Genomic DNA, 17,777 nt, shown 5'->3' with positions numbered 1-17,777 from the left:
CGTCAGGTGCTCTGCTTGGTAGACGTCTCCGTGGATGGTGCTCCTGTCAACCCTGTTGCTCGCTATGCTGTCCGCGTTCATGGCCGGTGTTCCGTTCCTTTCGGCCGGGCGCAGACCATCGGTGATCTCCGACGGGCTGCCGGTTGCAGGGGCGTTCACACGGTTGCGTCGTGTCCGTGCTTGCCCTGCCAGGACCAGTAGGGCGGGGGCATAGCCGTTGGATCGACGCCTGGACGCGACAGCCATGCGTCACCGGCATGGGTGCTACGGCCTGTGCTCGGAATCGCTGCTCGCCAGTCTTCTCTGCTGACGCCGCTCCTTCCAAGCGTGAGCAGCTGAACTATCCCTTGGTATGTGGCCTTCTCTCCAGGCTTGCTCGAACGCCTCTTCCAACGGATCGCCGGTGGGATCGTCGACCGGATCGTGGGTGTAGGAGTCGCCGTACTCGGTCGGTGCGTACTCCAATCCGTACCCGTAGTCGTCTTCTCGGCGCCATCCGGGTTCTGGCGAGGTGAGCCTCTCGGGGGGCCAGCAGTCGTCACAGGCGATCAGGTCGAGGTCCTGGTGCCGACGTCTGGCTGTTCCTGTCGAGCCGCACTCGTCGCACCGCTGCTTGCTGTGCATGGCTGTTCCTCCTCCTTCGACGCGAAAGTGGTCCGTTCACCAGTCCGCTGTGAACTCGTGAGGTGCGGGTCCGGTTCGGTTCTTGGCCACGTGGACATCGACCCGCCGGTCGTCCGCCCGGCGGAGAAGGAGCAAGGCATCGGCGTCATACTCCAGGGAGGCGGCCAGGCCGAGGCGGTCGACGGTCAGCGCCTCGGTCTTGCTGAAGGGGCGCGTGATGTGGGCCATGACGACGACCGCCAGATCGTGGCGGGTCGCTAGGAGCTTCAGCTGGCGGCCGATCTCGTCGGCCTCCTGAACGGCCGGGTCGCGCTCGTCCTCCGCGGGATCGTCCCACGGGTCGTAACTGGTCGGCTCGTACACCGGCGGGTCCGGACGCAGGAGGGCGAAGTGGTCGACGACCACGACGTCCGGGAGCTGCCGAAGAGCGATGCGGGTGTTGACGATCTCGCGGATCCGCTCGGGTGTCAGCTGCGCTGGCCGTTCGATGCGCAGGTTCGGGACGGCGTTGCGGGCGGGCAGGTCGGGGGCGAAGAGCAGGGTGCTGTGTCCGCTGCTGGCGGTCTGCAGCGCGATCTCGAGACCTGCTGTTGCTTCCCGGTGCCCGCGGTGGGCGCCGATGCCCACCATCCGGCCGGGGCCGAGTTGCAGGACGGCGTCGAGGTGCGGCCACGGGGAGGGGAACCGGCGTTCGTCGAGCAGTTCGAAGGGGTTCCCTGCGAATCCTCGTTGCGTCGGTAGCCCTGCCACTGCCTTGTCGGTTCCCTGACGCTCGCTCACCGCTGCTCCCAGCCCCTCACCCGCCGCGTACCGGATGACGGCACGGTATCCGAATCGTCATGCTCCAGGTTTGGAACGGCCCAAGCCGCGTGCCACTCTTGTCCGATGAGCGAGACTCAGCGGTCCCAGACCTACTCCGTCCCCACGGGGCGGCCGTTCCTGCTCAACGAGCTCAGGTCGAAGCTCGCGTCCATCGGCGACGCCGTACGGGGCCTGTGGGTGGACGCCTACCCGGCCGAGTACGAGGCCGTCACCGACGACCTGTACGCCGCGTTCCGCGTCGCCAGCAACCTCGCCCCGCCCCGCAGCCGCACCGGCTGCCCCGTACACCCCGACGGGGCCGTCGACCCCGAAGCGCCTCAGGGCTGGACCCGGTGCCTGCTGTGCAACAGCGCCCGGCGCCGCGGCACCCACCCGGCCAGCATTCCCCCGCCGGCACGCACCACCGGCCTCGGCTACCCCGTGCCCGACGGCCCCTACGACCTCACCCGCCTCCGCGAACAGATGAACACCGTCAACGACCTCTCCTACTCGCTGTCGCTGCGCTCTGTCGATGCCGAGTTCGCCGAGGTCGCCGACGCCCTGCACGAGGCATTCTGCATTGCCCGGGAGCTGTCCCGTCCGCGGAACACCTCCGGGTGCGAGATCCACCCCGGCGCGCCGACCGACCCGACCGCCGACGGGGCCTGCGTCTTCTGCGCGGGTGCGGCGCGCCGCCGGGCCGCCGAGCGGGACGGGATCCCCGTCATCGTGCCGCGACCCTCCAGCCCGGTCCGGCGAGGGCGCGGCCGACCCGGGGCTCGCCGCTCGGTCTGAGGGACGGTGCCGGGGCGGGACGGTGGCGTTTGAGTACCCGCTCGGTGGGCCGGGCTGCAGCGAGCGGTCCGTGCGCAGCGGTACGGCGCCCGGCCCGCTCGCGCGGGCGTCGGGCCAGGACCCGTTTAGGTCTCACAGTGACTGGGCAGCAGCCCGTACCTGCGGAGGCGGTGCGCAGCTCGTCGTTCTCAGCCGAGGTCGGCGGGAAGGTGGTCGTCGTCGGAACGACGGGCGGTGGGAATGTGGAGGCAGCGACTTGCGACCTCGCGGCCGTCGACCTCTTGCGAGAAGAAGCCGTTGACGTCGCATTGGCCGCACGCCATGATCCGATCCCGTCGACGGGGTCCTTCCACCGCCTCCAGCACCTGGCGGGCCGCACCGAGGGCCGCCGGCACAGCCATCCAGCGCGGCGGTTCGTACTCCGGGACGGGCTGTCGGCGCTCACGGGCGTCGTCCAGCTTCTTGCGGACCATGGTCACCGTCGCCGACGAGGCCTCTGCCGGCCCCATCCGTGCGTTGCGCTCCTTCCATCCCGCGGCCGAGTCCGCGGCGCGCCAGACGATCGCGATCATCTGGCCTGCGGTATATCCGCCAGTGATCCCGTCGACGATCGTGTCGAAGAGCTCCACCTCGCGGGCTTCCGGTGCCGGAGGATAGCCGTACTTCTTCGTCAGCAGGGAGTTCAGGTAGTCGATGACGTGGGTGGCCTCGAGGGTCGTGACGAGTCGGGCAAGCGCGGCGATCTCAGTCGCCGACTGCTGGCCGGTCGCGGTGGCCCGCCGGACACACGTGTTCGCAACCAGGTCGATCGTGGCGTCCGGATCGAGCTTGAGGTTCCACAGCACCTCGGCGGGCACGTACATCAGGCCACCGCTGTCCCCCAGCTGGAACGCGGACAAAGGGGACTGTGAGTCGACCACCAGCAGCCCCTGTTCTCGAAGGCTCGACAGGGCCTTCGCATCACGCTCCAGGTCACCAGTCCACCCGTTCTCCAGGGACGACAGTGCGGGCAGCGGCTTCGACCGGCCGGCCCGGGCCCGCTCCGCCAAGGCCAACAGCAGGATCAGCTCCGCGTTGCCGTTGACGGTCCGGGAATCGCAGGGCACCTCTCGCTCCCGCGTCGTCCACGCAGTGACCCTCGCGCGCAGCTCCTTCTCGGCCTCCTGCGCCTTTTGCTTCTCCAGCACTGCGTGTTCTGCTGCCAGGCGCTGCTGCTGTTCCTTCGCGGCCGTGTGGTGGTCCTGGCAGTCCGGGCAGAGGCCGGTGGCACGGGGTTCGGACAGAGCGGGGCCGGCGAGAACGGTGCCGGCCGACCGGTTGGCGATTCCGACGGGCTCGCCGCACAGCGAGCACTCGACGCTGAGCAGGAAGGCACGGGAACGGGCGGTGACTGTGTTCAGCACGGTCAGGGTCGAGCCCAGCTCGCGGACCTTGTATCGCCAGCCGTAGGTGGTGAGGTCCCAGTAGCGGTGGACCAGGGCCAGGTCCTCGGGTGTGGTGTCGGGCGCGATCTCGACATGCAGAACCGGATCCTCGCCGTGGGGGAACTGCAGGATCGTCGGCTTCGCAGCCGCGGCGGGCTTGGCCGCGGCTTCCCGGCGACGTCGACGTGCTCGCTTGCCCATACTTCGCCCCGCCCCTGATCAGGTGGCCACCGATCAAGCCGACCAGTAGCCAAATGCGTCTGTCTGGCGCCGTAGTGTAACCGCCGTTGTGATCCGCGTGCGTTCGATCTTTTCTGGTCATCCTGCCGAAGGAGACTGCCGACGGCTTGAGGGCGGCGGGCCTCCGACCGCCGCCTGCGCGGGGGTCCGCCGCCCGTCGTCCCGTGCGCGACCGGGGCTCCCCGTGCCTGCGGGGATGCCAAGCTCTGTCCACCAAGCGAGCTCAGGACGGAACACCTCCAGGTGGCGCCTGCGAAGCGGCTCGGGCCGAGCCGTTCAGGCAGCCCGACCGCCGGGGTTGCAGCACATTCACCCCAGTATGAATTCGTTCATTTGTTCGGCAATTTCGCAGGCTATGCGCGCCCGCTCTGCATACTGGAGCAGCACGACCGGATTGTCAGTACGGCGAGGCACAATTGTCCCCCCTCCGTTTGCAGTTGACGGCTGAGACGAGGAACTCCATGGACAGCAAGGCCGACCAGTCCTACTACAAGCGAAACCCCGTCTTCTGCGTTCTGGTCGACGGACTACTCGACCTTGACCGCGCCGACCTCGGGTACCCGCAGTACAAAGGCCTCTGGGAGCTCCTGCTCGCCGATAAGCGGCCTGTCGAGGAACGGGGCCTCTACTGCCCGACCTGCTACAAGCAGAACCCCGACCAGATCGAATGGATGTACCTCTACGCCAAGCGGGGCCTCAGGATCGCCGCCCACCACAGCCGCGACCAGCGGGACCACGGCGACGGCGAAAGCGATCAGCACAAAGCGTTGAAGGAGCGGTTCGCGCGGGCGGCCGAACGCGGCGGCTTCCACGCCGAGCTGGAGGTGCGCGCCGCGGACGGCCGGCGCCGCACCGACGTCCTGGTCACCGGAGCGGGCGGGCGGCAGATCGGCTTCGAGCCCCAGCTCTCCTACTCGACCGCCCCGGCGGTCCGCCGGCGAGACCTTGCCTCCCGCGACCAGGGCGTCACACCGGTCTGGCATGTCCTTGACCCCAAAGCGCCGCTGATCGACCACGTGCACTGGAGCCGCACCGACAACCTGCCGCCCGAGGCGATTCTCAATGACCGCGACATGCTCGTGCGCGGAGGTGTTCGCGGCCTCGAGCTGGACAAGTGCGACCTCACCAACCCGCTTCCATGCCCCGTCCGCCGAAGCGGACGTTGCGGCAACTGGCACCCCCGTTGGGAGCCTCGCGCCCGTCAGCTGGACGACCTGGTCCGCGACATCGCCGCCGGCGACTACGTTCCCCTCACCACCAAGCAGAGCCAGCGCACCCTGTGGTTCTGGATATCGAACACGGACTTCGATCTCTTCACCGAGAACGGCGGCCAGGAAGCCCAGCCCGACCCCGCACCGAAGAAGAACCGGATCCGGATTCCCGTGCAACGGGATGCCGAATGCATCAGGACCCGCACCGAATCCGATGTTCGCTCCACACCACAGCCACCCCGCGACTCAGGCGAAAGCATCCGCCCAGCCGTCACCATCACCCGGACCGCTCCTCCACCCCGCCCGGCCGCCATGCGCCCGCCCAGTGAGTGTCCGACCATCGACATCACCTGGGACCAGCGTCAGGCCGCCGCCGTTCAGGCGGGCTGCAAACCCTGGGAACTGGGACCATGTGCGGGGTGCGGAACACCCATCAACCGCTACGGACCACGTCCCGCCCACGCCTGCGCACCATGCCGATCCCGCTACGGCAGCCGTTGAATCCCAAGCCCGGTCCCCTCGAGCGGACGAACGGCCGGCGGTCCTCCCCGCAGGCGCGGGGGTCAGCCGGCCCGGGCAGCCGCTCCGCCCAGAGGGCTGACCTTCCCGCGCCAAGTCTTCCCCGCACCTGCGGGGGTCAGCCGTCCGTCGCCCTGGCCGTCGCAGCCCGCGGGCTGTCCTCCCCCCACCCGCGGGGGTCAGTCGGCCGCGCGGCTGGTCAGTGGGTAGGGCGCGACGTCCTCCCCGCGCTCGCGAGGGTCAGCCGGTCACGCGGTCAGCTCTGGGTGGCGATCAGCAGTCCTCCCCGCGTCCGCGGGGTCAGCCGTGGCGGGCACCGGGCAGGTCTTCCTCCAGGCTGCTCCCGTCCGGTCGTGGGTCCGGCTATCGTGGCGGGCATGACGTATCGCGTGCAGTACACCGTCGAGGCGAAGGCGACGATCGATGCCCTGCCCGCCGAACGTCGTGACCTCCTGGAGCGTGCGCTGAGTGTTCTCGCCCGCGATCCGTACCACAAGACCGCGACGGCGCCGATCGGTCCCGACGAGCACCTGCGCAAGGCCTACGCCGCCCCCGGGGTCGTGGTCGAGTTCATGGTCGCCGACCACGTCCTGGTCGTCGTCGTCCTCCAGGTCTTCGACGAGCTCCAGTACCTGATCGACGAGGCCGACGCCCGCTGACCGCAGGCACGCACAGGTCAGCCGGTCAGCACGGAAGTTCTCCCCGCGCAGGCGGGGGTCAGCCGAGTGCCATGGAGCGGATCGGCGGCCTGCGGGAGTCCTCCCCGCAGGCGCGGGGGTCAGCCGTTCCCCGACCTCGGGTTCGCACAGGATGACTAGTCCTCCCCGCCGGCGCGGGGGGCATCCGTCGCCCACCGCCGTCAGGAGAGCGCCCGCGCCGTCCTTCCCGCACCCGCGGGGGTCAGCCACCGCAGTTAGTCTTCTCCGCGAGCGAGGGGGCAGTCGGACACCGACCCGGTGAGCTGCGGGCGGCCCTCCCGAGTACGGGCGAGCTGGCTGCCGTGACTGGCAGCCGGCAGCCCGTCACCCCCTTCGTCGCGGCCGACCTCGAGCACACACCACGGTCTCGCCGACGTCTGCCACGATGGGCGCAGCTCCTTGACACCTCAACAGACCGGCCCGATATGAGCCGCTCGGCAGGATGGTCAAGAAATGGCAAAGCCGTCCGAACAGTGCAGGTCGCGAAGGGTCCTCCCCGCGCAGGCGGGGGTCAGCCGCCGGTCTTCGCGCTCCTCCAGCTCCTGGCGTGGTCCTCCCCGCGCAGGCGGGGGTCAGCCGGACTCGCTGCGCCAGGAACGGCGCGTCGCCCGGTCCTCCCCGCATCTGCGGGGGTCAGCCGCTGCGTGACCAGCGAGAAGCACACGGTCTGACGTCCTCCCCGCACCTGCGGGGGTCAGCCGGTCGAGGAGACGTCGTACAGCGACGACCCGTCGTTCTCCCCGTGCAGGTGGGGGTCAGCCGGGCGCTGTCCGGACGCGCGTCGTCTGCGACCGGGTCCTCCCCGCAAGTGCGGAGCCAGCCGCACACCGACCTGGTGAACACTCCGCCGACCCTCCCGAGCACGGACGGGCCGGCCTCGTCGAGCGGCACCCGCTCGACGAGGCCGAGCCCACCGACCGAACAGGCCCGCCCCCCGTCGACCTTGAGAACCCGCCACCCCTTCCTCGCGGCCAACCGCGAAGCACGGCACAGCCCCGCCGACATCTGCCACGATGAGCGCTGCTCCTTGACACCTCAACAGGCCGGTGGCGGGCTCGGCAGGCTGGTCAAGAAATGGCAAAGCCGCTAGAACGGTGCAGGTCGCGAAGGGTCCTCCCCGCAGGCGCGGGGGTCAGCCGTCCACCGGCCACAACCGCCCCATGAACCCGCAGTCCTCCCCGCAGGCGCGGGGGTCAGCCGTCGCCCCCCTCAACAGCGCTGCACGGCGCCCTGTCCTCCCCGCAGGCGCGGGGGTCAGCCGGTGCCAACCGGTGGCCGGGCCCCAGGTGTCCTGTCCTCCCCGCAGGCGCGGGGGTCAGCCGCGGTCGGATGCCAGGTTGGTGGCTGCTGGGTGGTCCTCCCCGCAGGCGCGGGGGTCAGCCGGTGAGAAGGCGCAGGCCGCGCAGCGCGAGGACGTCCTTCCCCGCAGGCGCGGGGGTCAGCCGGACATCCTGCGCGAGCTCCCGCTGGAGGGCGCGTCCTCCCCGCGCAGGCGGGGGTGATCCAGGCTCCGGCCTGGTCTCCAGGACCTCGGTGTACTGCTCCCCGCGCGCCGCAGGGGTGATCGGCGGGCTGGTGGTCACGTCCAGATCGGGCCTTCGTCGTCGCCGGGTCCGCCGCCGTGGAGGCAGTGCTGGCAGTCGCAGCGGTGGTGGGCGAACTCGGCGGTGCGCTGGTCGTGTTCGGCGCCCGGGTGGGCCCGGAAGACGGGCCACTGGCCGCCGGCCCGCTCGGTGTCGACGGCGGCCTGGACCGCGGCGAGTATCCACGACCAGGCCGAGCCGGTGGTCGACGGTGTCCGGGTGCTCAGCGAGGTGGCCACGGGTGGCGAGGTCGGAGTAGTCGGTGATCAGGCCGGTCGCGGCGACCTGCAGCGAGTCCATCCTCGCGTTGATGTCGGTGCTGGTCACAACTGGATCCTCTCGATCAGGGGTGATGGCTCGGATAACAGAGGTCACGCGGCACCGCGGGCGGGAGCCGGCTGCGGCTGGCAAGCGGTGCGCAGCGGGATCGCCCCGGTCCGGGTGGCGCGCGCGACGGCGAGTGCGGCACGGTGACGTTCGCGCTGCCGACGGTCGTGCTCGCCGTCGGTGTCGGCGGCCGGGGTGGTCTCGATCGCGGGCCGGTGGGCGTCCTCGGGCTCGCGTAGCCAGTTGTAGTTCCGGCGCAGGATGGCCTCCCGCTCGACAGCGGCCTCGTCGAACGCGGCCTGGCGGGCCGCGGCGTCCTCGCGCATCCGGCGGCGCAGTTCCTGGTAAGCGGTGTGGTCGGCGAGCGGTGCCCGGGCCGGCGGCGTCGGTGCGGGGCGGGGAGCGGGCCGCTCGTCGACGTCGTGGTCGGGCTGCGGCGCGGGGGCGGGGCCGACACGGACATCGATGGCGGTCACGGTTCCGGGCCGCAGCCGGTCGAGGGCGGTGAGGATGTGTCGGGTCTGGTAGCGGAGCTGGGCGGCCCAGACCGGGGAGTCGGCGACCACGCGCAGGCGGCGGGTGGTGGGGTCGTAGCCAGCGAGGTGCCAGTGCGCGGCGGCGTCCGGGCCGACGATGGCGGGCCAGCGGTCTCGCAGACCTCCGCCAGCAGTGCCCAGGGTCCAGCCGTGCGCGCCGACCAGGGCCAGGAACACCTCCGCGATCGGCTCGGGTTCGCGCGGGCCTCTCCACGGCGAGGCCGTGGTCTGCTGGGTGGTGCGCTGGGCGGGGGTGTTGCCGCTGGTGCGGGCGGCCCGGCGGGCGGCACGCAGGGCGGTGCGGGCCAGGTCGGCGCCGCTGGGGACGGGCTGACTCATTAGGCGATCACCACCCGGTCGGCGTTCTCAAGATCTGTGGTCCAGGCGTTCAGGAACGCCCAGTCCTGGTCGGTGATCTCAGTGGCCGGCCGGGCCGGACGGACGTGCTCGCGAACTCGGCGGTACACCTCGTCCGCCGCAATCCGGTCGAACGCGTACAGGCACCACTGCCGGTAGGAAGCGCCGAAGACGCCCAGGTCAGCGGCCACATCGTCCCAGCGGTCCGCAGGCCTCCAGGACGGCAGACGGCTGCCCTGCGAGCGCTTGACCGGGATGTCCAGGATGCCGTCGGCCAGGTAGTACAACTCGCCGACCTTGACGACCAGACCGTGCTCCATCAACGGGGCCAGGCGGGCGTGGACAGTCGCGCGATGCCGCCGGGTGCTGGCCGCGAGCTCCACCGCACTCTGCCCGTCCCGGTACGCGAGAGCCGCCACTACCTCGGCGCCGGTCTTGCCCAACCCCCGGGCACGGAACGCGTCCCGGGCCATCAGGTCGGAGAGGAGCCGGAAGTCCAGCTCAGCGGGCGCAGCGGGCGTCGTGGCGGGGGTGTGTCGCTGGTTGACCCCATCCAGGTACCCGGGGGCCTCGTGCCCCACCTGGCGGTTGGGGTCAACCGGCGACACAACGTCAGCACCCCCCTTGAGCGGCCGTCCCAGAACCCACTTCGAGGACTGCCCACCACTCCCCTGCTCGGCCCGCCACAGCCACCCAGCAGCCACCAGACGGGCGTCCGACCGCTTCACCGTCGACTCCCCCACGCCGATGCCCAGCGCCAGCTGACGCTGCGATACCTCGTGGTCGAACCCGCCGGCCCGCTCGCACAGCTCCAGCCGGTGCAGTAGGTTCGCCCGGTCCGTCTGCCCGGCCTGCCCGGCCCACGGGAACGTCTCGATCGAGATCCGACGCTCCGCCAGGGCCGCCATCGCGTCCCGACGCTCGCGGATCGGCGCGGACTCACCCGTCACACGAACAGCACGCCGCCACACCCGGTCCAGGTACCGCATGGCGTGGTCGTAGCCCTTCGCCCGGGACAGGTCCCGCAGCAGCGCGCCACCAGGCGCCGACGAGGCCAGCAGGACGTCCCGCAGGGCGAGCTGGTCGGCCCCGGCCCGCGCGAACCCGAACGCGATCGCCGAGATGACCCGGTGGGTGTCCCGGCCGGCACCCGAGCCACCATCGGACCCGCCCTCCCGGTACCGGTCCATTCCCACGCCCTCGACCACCAACGCACGCATCCGGGCCGACAGGCCCATCGGGATCTTGGACTGCCACCCTGCAGACCGCTGACCGGGAACGAGCGGAGCAGCCGGGATTACACCCGACGGGGCGTCCACGGCGACATCAACACCCTCACCCGAACGGGTGATGTCCGTCACAGTCTCGGGACGGCGGGCAGCAAGCCCGACAACCGGTCCGTGAACCGGTCCCCCAACGAATCCCCTGGAAACGGAGGGTGCAGCGCCCGGATCCCGTCCTGCGGGATCGGCGTCAAGGCCCGCGCTCAGAACGCCAAGATCAACAAACGTGGGCGGAGAAGACTGGAAAGGGGTCCTGACCTGCTGCAAAATGGCAGAGCCTCCCGCTCTTACGTGTGGGAACGCAGAAGCGCCCCCTCGGGGGTGTTGGTTCAGTCCGAACCGAAATGCCGCCCATCGCGGGCCTCGGCCGCCAAGCCGAGACCCGTTTCCGGGCCCTCGTCCGATCGCCAAATCGGACGGATCACGCAAGACCGCAGACGGTGGCAGACACCACTGGAAGCGGCCCGGGGTTGCTGGCCTCGCCAAAGGCCGGCGCCCCCAAGACGACTAAGTCACACTGACCCCCTTCGGGGGAGAGGTGTACCTGCATACGACGACGGCACCCCGCCGGAGCGACCGACCAACGATCGCGTTCACGGCGGGGTGCCGCATGTGTGCCAGAGAGCGCGTACGGGTACGCTGCATCACGTCGACCTTCCTAGGGTTTAGGTCCGACCACGGAGAGGGCCCCTGCCAGGGGGCGCCAATCCATTCGCGCCGTCCGGACTTGTCCAAGGTCCGGGCGGCGAATTCTTTTGTGTCGATCAAGTGCGCAGTCAGACTACCCCGTCCGGACGTTCCGCACGCAGCCGTCGACCGTACGTGTCGATTTGACAGTACGCAGCCCTAGCGGCCCGACAAGTACGAGGGACCGACATTCCCGGAGCCTACGCACATCACGGGTGCACCTGGATCAGGGCGTGCGTGCCAGACGTCCGCCAGCTGGTTCCGGCTTGGTCCAAGTCACCCACCTGCTGGGTCTGCAGCCCAACGACCACATCGGACTTGAGCGTGCGCAGCGCTGCGGTACGGCCGGGGAAGTAGTTCGTCACCTCAGCGAAGGGGGTCGCTGGGTCCCACCAGCGGTCGCCGACCAGCCGGCGGTAGTTCAGGTCGCCCTTGAAGATCGTGACGGCCGATCCGAGTTCGTCCCGCAGTGACTGCGGCATGACGGTGAAGTCGAACGGCGAGCACCAGAATGCGTCGGCACGCACTTGCAGTCGGCCGACCGCTGCGGCCGCGTGCAGCCGCTCGCTGATGGCCTGGGCCTCGCCTTTGCCGTGCAGGAGCGCTCGCAGGCAGTCGGCGACGTCCACAGGGGTGGCGTCGGAGACGTAGTACGGCGCCGGCTTCACATGCAGCACCACCTTGCCGGCCAGTCCACAAGCAAGCAGGTGGTCGATGAGGACCAGGTCCGCGAGCATCTCAGAGCCGGCGTTGTCAGCGACCAGGGCCACCGTTCCGCCTGGGGCGGAAAGGAGCAGCTTCCAAAGGCGCTCGCTGTCGTCGGCCACCAGACCGGAGGCCTGGACATAGCGACCTGAGGTGATCTGGAGCGCCAGATCGGCGCGGTTGCCCCACAGGCTTGACAGGAGCAGCGCCTGCCCGCGCTCGTCGTCGGCCAGGTCGGCGACGTCGTCGAGTGCAGCAATCTCCGCCGACACCACTTCGCCTGCGAGCTCGGCCTGCTTGAACGGAGCGAACAGATCGACGCCCTGCCAGGGCCCGGGCTCGAAGAAGCTGGCGGCTTCGAGTAGGCGCCGGTAGAAGAAGCTCTCCGCCCACAGGAACGGCACCTCCACCCACCGGCGACCGTAGTAGGCGCTCCCCCACTCGTGCCAGAGCTGGGCGTCGACGGCGCTGTCGGGTAGCGGCCGGATCACGCCGTGGACGCCCTCCTCAGCGAGCTCGGACAGCGCCTTCCGCTGCCCAGGCCCGAAGGGCCAGGCCCCGGTGAGCCGTTCGATCAGCGCGGGATGCCGCTTGGCGAACACGTCGCTGGCGAACGGAGACTCACTCGAAATGATCACCGGGGCCTGCTGAGACATGAGCGTCAATCCCTCTCAGGGCTGGTTCAGGTTGAGGTTCAGGGCGACGATGCCTGCGGCGCTGCCCACGAGGATGCGGCCGTGGACCGGGTCGTAGGCGGCACAGTTGAGGCTGCCATCGACTCGGACCTCTGCGAGCTGCTGCTGCTCGGCGAGAGACCAGAGCCGGACGGTGCCGTCAGCGGCAGCGGAGACGAGCCGGTCCGGGTCGCCGGTGAAGGCGACCATGAGGATGCGGCCGGAGTGCCCGCTCAGCTGGGCGGTGAACTGGTCGCTCGCCAGGTTACGGACTGCGATGTCGCCAGTGCCAGCGCCGACAGCAGCCCGGACGCCCTGATCGTCGAGCGTGACGGCCCGGGCCCAGCCGGTCGGGCAGGTGAACCGAGAGACGAACTCGCCGTCGGCGGCCCTCCACATGCGGACGGATCCGTCTCCGCCGCAGGCCGCGAGGACCTGGCCGTCGGCGTTGAAAGCGATCGAGCGCAGACGGCCGGCATGGACGTCCTGCGACCACAGCAGATTGCCGCTCGGGAGGTCCCAGCAGCGGATGTGCCCGTCACCTGTGCTCGCCGCCAGCCTAGGAGCGGTGCGAGCCATGGCCACTGCCCAGGTACGGTTCGTGTCCCGGTTGAGGGTCAGATCCCAGGCCTCGTCCCCGAGCGACCAGACCCGAACGGCGCCGTCACCGCACGCGGCCGCCACCAGGTCGGTGCCGGAAGCGAGGGACCAGACCCGTCCGTGCCCTGCCGGGAGCTGGCGCAACAGGGTCGAGTCGGTTGCGTCGACCAGGTCGACCTGCCCCGCACCATCGCCGATCAGCCCAACCGTGCCGGAACTCAAGTACGCCGTCGACCAAGTCGTGTTTGACCCGGGGGCCAGTGTCTGCAACGGACCGCCGTGTGCTGGCCACAGTCGCACAGCGCCATCCTCGCAGCCAGCCACGACCGTGCCATCACCGCTCCGTGTGAGCGAGCGGATCCAGTCGACGCCTGGCGGCAACGCGGTCTTCCCGGCCTCACCGTCGACGGTGAGTGCGTGGATCGTCGGCTCTTCCGTCGCGGCAAGCACGAGCTGGCCGTCCAGGGAAGCGGCGACGGACCGCACCCGGCCGGGCAGGTTTGCTGTGCGTCGGACTGGGGTGAGTGTGCCGCCCTTCGTCGTCCACACCACCACTGAGCGGTCACCGGAACCGGAGGCTAGCAAGCCTGAGCTAGCGGCGAATGCCACCGAGCGTACCCAGTCCCGGTGCTGGGCCTTCTCGTCCAGCAGCCTCCCGGTGGCCAGGTCGAAGAGTCGGACGAACTCGTCCTCACCAGCGACAGCGATCGCTGGATCGTCCCCGCCGCCGACCGTGAGAGACCACACTGGCGTGCCAGTGGTCTGCATCCGGCGGATCAGCAGCAGCCGCTCGGTGTCCCACACGCACACGGCCCCATCTTCGGCCCCCGAGACGAGCAACGGCCGGTCTGGCGCGAACGCCAGGGCCCGGATCCGGCGGGAGTGCCCCGCCAGCACGCCCACCGGCGTGCCGACGTCGGTTCGGTACAGCCGGACCAGACCGTCATCCCCGGCCGAAGCGACAACTGCTCCGTCTGGTGAAAGCGCGGTGGCAAAAACCCAGCCGGTGTGCGCTCGGAAGGTGCGCAGCGGCTGACGAGTGTCGAGGTCCCAGAGCCGCACAGTGCCGTCCTCGCCGCCGGAGGCGACGATCCTCGCCGCAGTGGAGACACTGACGATCGCTCCCACATGGCCAGCGTCCTTCGAGTCGGCTACCGCGCCGCGGCGCAGCCACCCTGCGGTGAACGCTGCCCCGAGCGGGGCCGCTTCGGCGACTGCCTCCGGTGCCACCGGCGAGACTGAGCGGTGCAGGGCGATCGATAGCGTCGCGGCCACATCGGCCGGCTCCACCAGCCCGGTCAGCAGATACCCGGCGCCTGCCATCACCCGTGCCGCCGTCCACGCGGCTGAGCGCCGCTCCGCGGGCAGGGCGTCGAGGACCGCCGCGTCGGCGACCAGCGACTGCTCACCCACCAGCGCGACCTTCCGAGCCACGTAGGAGGGAGAGGAGAACAGCGCGACGAGTTCGTCCTCCAGGCCAGCTTCGCTCAGGTGGTAGGGCAGGTGACGCCACAGGTAGCCCTGCTCAGCACCCAGTTCCTTCCACCGGCCGCCGGTCGACTTGCGGAACGCTTCTAGCAGCGAGCCGTGCAGCCGCGCCCAGTCATCCGCGACCAGGTGCCGCAGGTAGGACCGGAACACGTCGTGCAGCGTGATCGTCTCCGTGTCCGCCCGGTAGCTGCTCACCAGCGAGCGATCCGCGAGCACCCGGCAGAACTGCCTAGTAGCGTGCGGTGACCAACCGAACGCCACCTTCCACCAATACGTCAGCGCCCGGACCGGGATCGCTGTCGCCGGCGGGAACACCGCCAACGACATGTACCGTGCCCGCAGGTCCGACGCGCCGTTGAGTGCGACGCTCTCCTCCAGGCCATCCAGGCTGGATGCGATCGCCTGACCGATCGCGCTGCGCCGCTGGTCGGCGTCGAGCACGTCGAAGGCCTGCGGCCCGTAGTCACGGATCGTCTCCGATGTCTCCGCCACAACGCGCCCCGAGGACGCCCCCGAAGCCACGTCCTGGCCGACGGTCGAGCCGACAATCTGCGCAAGCAGCGGCCAACCGCCTAGCAACTTGGCGAGCTGTTGGGCCTCCGAGTGATTCAGCGACGCAACGTTTCGGGTCAGCATCTCGCTGATCTCGGCCGCCGTCATCGGGCCGAGCCGCACCACCTGCACGGTTGACGGACACACCCGGACGTTCCGCGTTGTCACCAGCCGCACACACTCCTCGCCGCCGAGGAGAAGCGGAGACAAGTCGGCAGCGGACCAAACGTTGTCGATGACCAGCAGCGCTCGCCGATCCTGCAACAGCCGTGCGAGATGAAAGCCGGCCTGCTCTGGATCGGTCAGTGCCGGGCGGGTGCCGCTGAGGTGGACGCAGAGGTCCGAGATCAGCTCCACGACCCGGGCCGGGGTGCAGTCCTCGCCAGTCTCCACCCAGAGGATCTCCGGGTATAGCTCCTGAATTCGCTCGTCGTTGACCAGCTGTGTTGCGATTGTAGTCTTGCCGAATCCTCCGGGACCCACGACAGCAACCGTTGCGATCCCCTCGGCGTTGCGTGCCTCCTCAAGGACGGAGATGAGGCCATCAAAGGCAGTTTTCCTACGCACCAGACTGGGCTCCGCATTCGGAATAGGGAGGAAGCTGCCCGGTGTCGCGGGAGCTTCAGGCATTTTGCCGATCGCTCCCCAGAACCGCTCCTGCTCAGCCGGACTGCATCGCTCCAAGGTTGAGTCCAGTGCCTCCTGGAGGAGTTTGCTGATCGCCTTCGGGTTGGAAGGTGACTCCCAGTCGGACACTGTTCGGCTTCCGATGCCCAAGTAGGCCGCGAATCCCCGCACCGACAGGCGCTTGGCTTCCCGTAATGCGCGCGATTCCTTTCCAGTCCAGCGCTGCACTGTGCCCACCGAGACCCCCTCGACCGACTCTCCGACGCTAACAACGGGTTGTGCCTAAATCGTGGTCGCGCGCCTACTCCGCAGCAGACCCGCAGCACCACCGCCACGCCTGATCTGCAGGGTGGTTCGGACCATGAATTCGATCTTCATCAACGCGATCCTCAATCCGCAGCGTGGCCGCAGCACCGCACCAGCCACAACACCGAAAAGTTCAGGAACACTTCTGAACGTCGGAGGCGGACCACCCCGCTCCGGCTATCGCATCGACCGGTTGGAGGTGAGCGGCCTACGTTCTCGGGGAACTTCGAAGCTCAGCCTGCTGGGCTTGTTCCAGCTCCTCGACGCGCTCGCGAAGCTCGGCGAGCTCACGTGCCAGGTCTTCCACTGTCGGGACAGCCGATGGCTGAGCCTCCGAGCTTACGAAACTTCCTCGCCCTGCCTGGGAGTAGACGGCGCCGCGGGAGCGCAGCTCGGCTAGGGCCCGCTGCACCGTTCCGGTCGCCAGACCATGCTCAGTGGCCAGTTGGCTGGTACTGGGCAGCTTGTCGCCCGGGCGAAGGTCTCCGCGGCGGATCTGCGCAAGGACAGCCTGCACCAGCTGTTGATACGGCACCTGTTGCCGGCTCCGGTCGCTACTCATGCGCGCATCGTACATCCGGCATCCCGCCATAGATAGCCATGGCATGCATGTTGACATGGTTGCCATGGATGGCTACCTTGATTGAGCAGGGCCGGCGCTGACAACGCCGGAGCAAACATGCGGTGGTCACCCGTCTTCGGGCGGTGGCGAGGTCCTGGGGTCGATGCTCTAGCTCCCCCAAGCGCCGGGGCGGCCGTACCTCATATCGAGCAATACCAGAACGATCTTTGAGCAGCGTGCTGCGCTGCCTGTCCGCCAGGACCACCCGACATCGGGCCCGCCCTGGCGGGCGGAGAGAGCAGCAACCTCTCGCCCCCTGTCCCCTCGCCCGCCCCGGGAGGAACCGATGTCGACCCGCACCCGCTCCCGCCGCACCTACGGCCGCGCCCCGCTCAAGCTCAGCGAGCTCAACCCCGCCGACATCGACATGCTGCCCGGGGTGCAGCTCTCCATCGTCTGCCGGGACTGCCTCACCTGGCGCCGCGTCGTCGGCGACACCGACCTCAGGGTGATCGGCCACGAACGCGGCGACGGGAAGGACCGCTGCCGCGGTGGCCACCGGCAGGTGCAGGCGGACCTCACCCCCGAGCGGTGGCTGGCCCGGCGCCGTCGCCAGCAGCAGGACGCGCTGCGGGCGGAGACCCGCCGCCCGACCACCGTGCTGAAGAAGGTCACGGCGCCGAAGCCGCCGGCGCTCCACCAACTCGACCCCGCGAAGCCCACCGCGGACACCGCCCGCCGGGCCCTTGAGGCGCACCGCGCCCGGTGCGAGGCGGCCAGCTGCACCAGCAGCAAGGAGAAGAGGAACGACGACCGGCGCCGTGTCGAGCACTGCCCCGACGGGGAACGCCTGGCCCGCCGCTACCTCTCGCTGCTGGAGTACGAGCCCTACCGCCGCCAGGCCGCGGCCGTCCGGCGCGGTGAGCGTGAGCGCCTCGACCGGGAGTCGGCTGCCGGTTTCCCCCAGCGCCGCGAGTCGGAGTGGAAGAGCGTGCGGCGCCTGGTCGAGGACGTCGACGCCGGGCGGGCCAAGCCGTTGGAGGGCGCGCGCGGTCCGATCGTCGCGCTGGCGCTGCCGGTCGGGGCCCGGCCGATCGGGCAGGGGCCCACCGCGGACGAGGTGCTCGCTGCGAGCCCGGTGCGCAAGCGCACCGCTGCCTGACCTACTGCCAGTA

At 69.9% G+C, this 17,777-nt stretch carries 13 protein-coding genes, 1 pseudogene and 1 CRISPR repeat array; of the genes and pseudogenes, 5 read left to right on the top strand and 9 right to left on the bottom strand.

What is annotated here, in order from left to right; all coding sequences use genetic code 11:
• Positions 1-264 precede the first annotated feature (264 nt).
• Positions 265-624 carry a hypothetical protein gene (locus ACFCLZ_RS38410; RefSeq protein ID WP_380286450.1) on the bottom strand — a complete coding sequence of 120 codons (360 nt, stop codon included), beginning with the start codon at positions 622-624 and terminating at the stop codon, positions 265-267.
• A 36-nt stretch (positions 625-660) separates the two neighbouring features.
• Positions 661-1,404: a DnaB-like helicase C-terminal domain-containing protein gene (locus tag ACFCLZ_RS38405; protein ID WP_380286449.1), complete on the bottom strand. Its 744-nt coding sequence runs from the start codon at positions 1,402-1,404 to the stop codon at positions 661-663.
• Positions 1,405-1,509: 105 nt separating this feature from the next.
• Here ACFCLZ_RS38405 and ACFCLZ_RS38400 point away from each other — a divergent pair, with 105 nt between their 5' ends.
• A complete protein-coding gene (locus ACFCLZ_RS38400; RefSeq protein ID WP_380286448.1) occupies positions 1,510-2,220 on the top strand; it encodes a hypothetical protein in 711 nt (236 codons plus the stop codon).
• A gap of 188 nt (positions 2,221-2,408) precedes the next feature.
• Here the strand turns inward: ACFCLZ_RS38400 and ACFCLZ_RS38395 are convergent, their stop codons facing one another.
• Positions 2,409-3,845 carry a hypothetical protein gene (locus tag ACFCLZ_RS38395; RefSeq protein ID WP_380286447.1) on the bottom strand — a complete coding sequence of 479 codons (1,437 nt, stop codon included), beginning with the start codon at positions 3,843-3,845 and terminating at the stop codon, positions 2,409-2,411.
• A gap of 500 nt (positions 3,846-4,345) precedes the next feature.
• Between ACFCLZ_RS38395 and ACFCLZ_RS38390 the strand changes: the two genes are divergently transcribed.
• A complete protein-coding gene (locus ACFCLZ_RS38390) occupies positions 4,346-5,596 on the top strand; it encodes a hypothetical protein (RefSeq protein ID WP_380286446.1) in 1,251 nt (416 codons plus the stop codon).
• A gap of 395 nt (positions 5,597-5,991) precedes the next feature.
• Positions 5,992-6,273 carry a hypothetical protein gene (locus tag ACFCLZ_RS38385; protein WP_380286445.1) on the top strand — a complete coding sequence of 94 codons (282 nt, stop codon included), beginning with the start codon at positions 5,992-5,994 and terminating at the stop codon, positions 6,271-6,273.
• A 1,149-nt stretch (positions 6,274-7,422) separates the two neighbouring features.
• A CRISPR array of direct repeats spans positions 7,423-7,880; the repeat unit is 29 nt; unit sequence GTCCTCCCCGCAGGCGCGGGGGTCAGCCG.
• A gap of 11 nt (positions 7,881-7,891) precedes the next feature.
• Here the strand turns inward: ACFCLZ_RS38385 and ACFCLZ_RS38380 are convergent.
• The 5 genes from ACFCLZ_RS38380 to ACFCLZ_RS38360 all read right to left on the bottom strand — a co-directional run bounded on the left by ACFCLZ_RS38380 (position 7,892) and on the right by ACFCLZ_RS38360 (position 15,971).
• Entirely contained in the window at positions 7,892-8,134 is a 243-nt protein-coding gene (locus tag ACFCLZ_RS38380; protein ID WP_380286444.1) for a hypothetical protein, read from the bottom strand.
• 132 nt (positions 8,135-8,266) lie between these two features.
• Positions 8,267-9,097, bottom strand: a complete 831-nt coding sequence (locus ACFCLZ_RS38375; RefSeq protein ID WP_380286443.1) for a DciA family protein — start codon at positions 9,095-9,097, stop codon at positions 8,267-8,269.
• Complete coding sequence (locus ACFCLZ_RS38370; protein ID WP_380286442.1) at positions 9,097-10,476, bottom strand: hypothetical protein; 1,380 nt, start codon at positions 10,474-10,476, stop codon at positions 9,097-9,099. Before ACFCLZ_RS38370 ends, ACFCLZ_RS38375 begins: the two co-directional genes overlap by 1 nt.
• 818 nt (positions 10,477-11,294) lie before the next feature.
• Positions 11,295-12,446: a damage-control phosphatase ARMT1 family protein gene (locus tag ACFCLZ_RS38365; protein ID WP_380286441.1), complete on the bottom strand. Its 1,152-nt coding sequence runs from the start codon at positions 12,444-12,446 to the stop codon at positions 11,295-11,297.
• Positions 12,447-12,461: 15 nt separating this feature from the next.
• Entirely contained in the window at positions 12,462-15,971 is a 3,510-nt protein-coding gene (locus ACFCLZ_RS38360) for an NB-ARC domain-containing protein (RefSeq protein ID WP_380286567.1), read from the bottom strand.
• 124 nt (positions 15,972-16,095) lie between these two features.
• Here ACFCLZ_RS38360 and ACFCLZ_RS38355 point away from each other — a divergent pair, with 124 nt between their 5' ends.
• Positions 16,096-16,440: a hypothetical protein gene (locus ACFCLZ_RS38355; RefSeq protein WP_380286568.1), complete on the top strand. Its 345-nt coding sequence runs from the start codon at positions 16,096-16,098 to the stop codon at positions 16,438-16,440.
• On the opposite strand, the pseudogene ACFCLZ_RS38350 reads toward ACFCLZ_RS38355, so the two are convergent.
• Positions 16,441-16,602 (bottom strand): annotated as a pseudogene (locus ACFCLZ_RS38350) (GntR family transcriptional regulator); the annotation flags it as partial.
• A 346-nt stretch (positions 16,603-16,948) separates the two neighbouring features.
• On the opposite strand from ACFCLZ_RS38350, the gene ACFCLZ_RS38345 reads away from it, so the two are divergent.
• The gene (locus tag ACFCLZ_RS38345; protein WP_380286566.1) at positions 16,949-17,764 is read left to right on the top strand and encodes a hypothetical protein; all 816 of its coding nucleotides are present in this window, start codon (positions 16,949-16,951) and stop codon (positions 17,762-17,764) included.
• Positions 17,765-17,777 lie beyond the last annotated feature (13 nt).

The sequence above is a fragment of the Kitasatospora purpeofusca genome, from assembly GCF_042691725.1.
In the GTDB taxonomy this organism is placed as follows: domain Bacteria; phylum Actinomycetota; class Actinomycetes; order Streptomycetales; family Streptomycetaceae; genus Kitasatospora; species Kitasatospora purpeofusca_B.
Note: the sequence above shows the minus strand (reverse complement) of the source record. Positions and strands in the feature narration are given on the sequence as shown.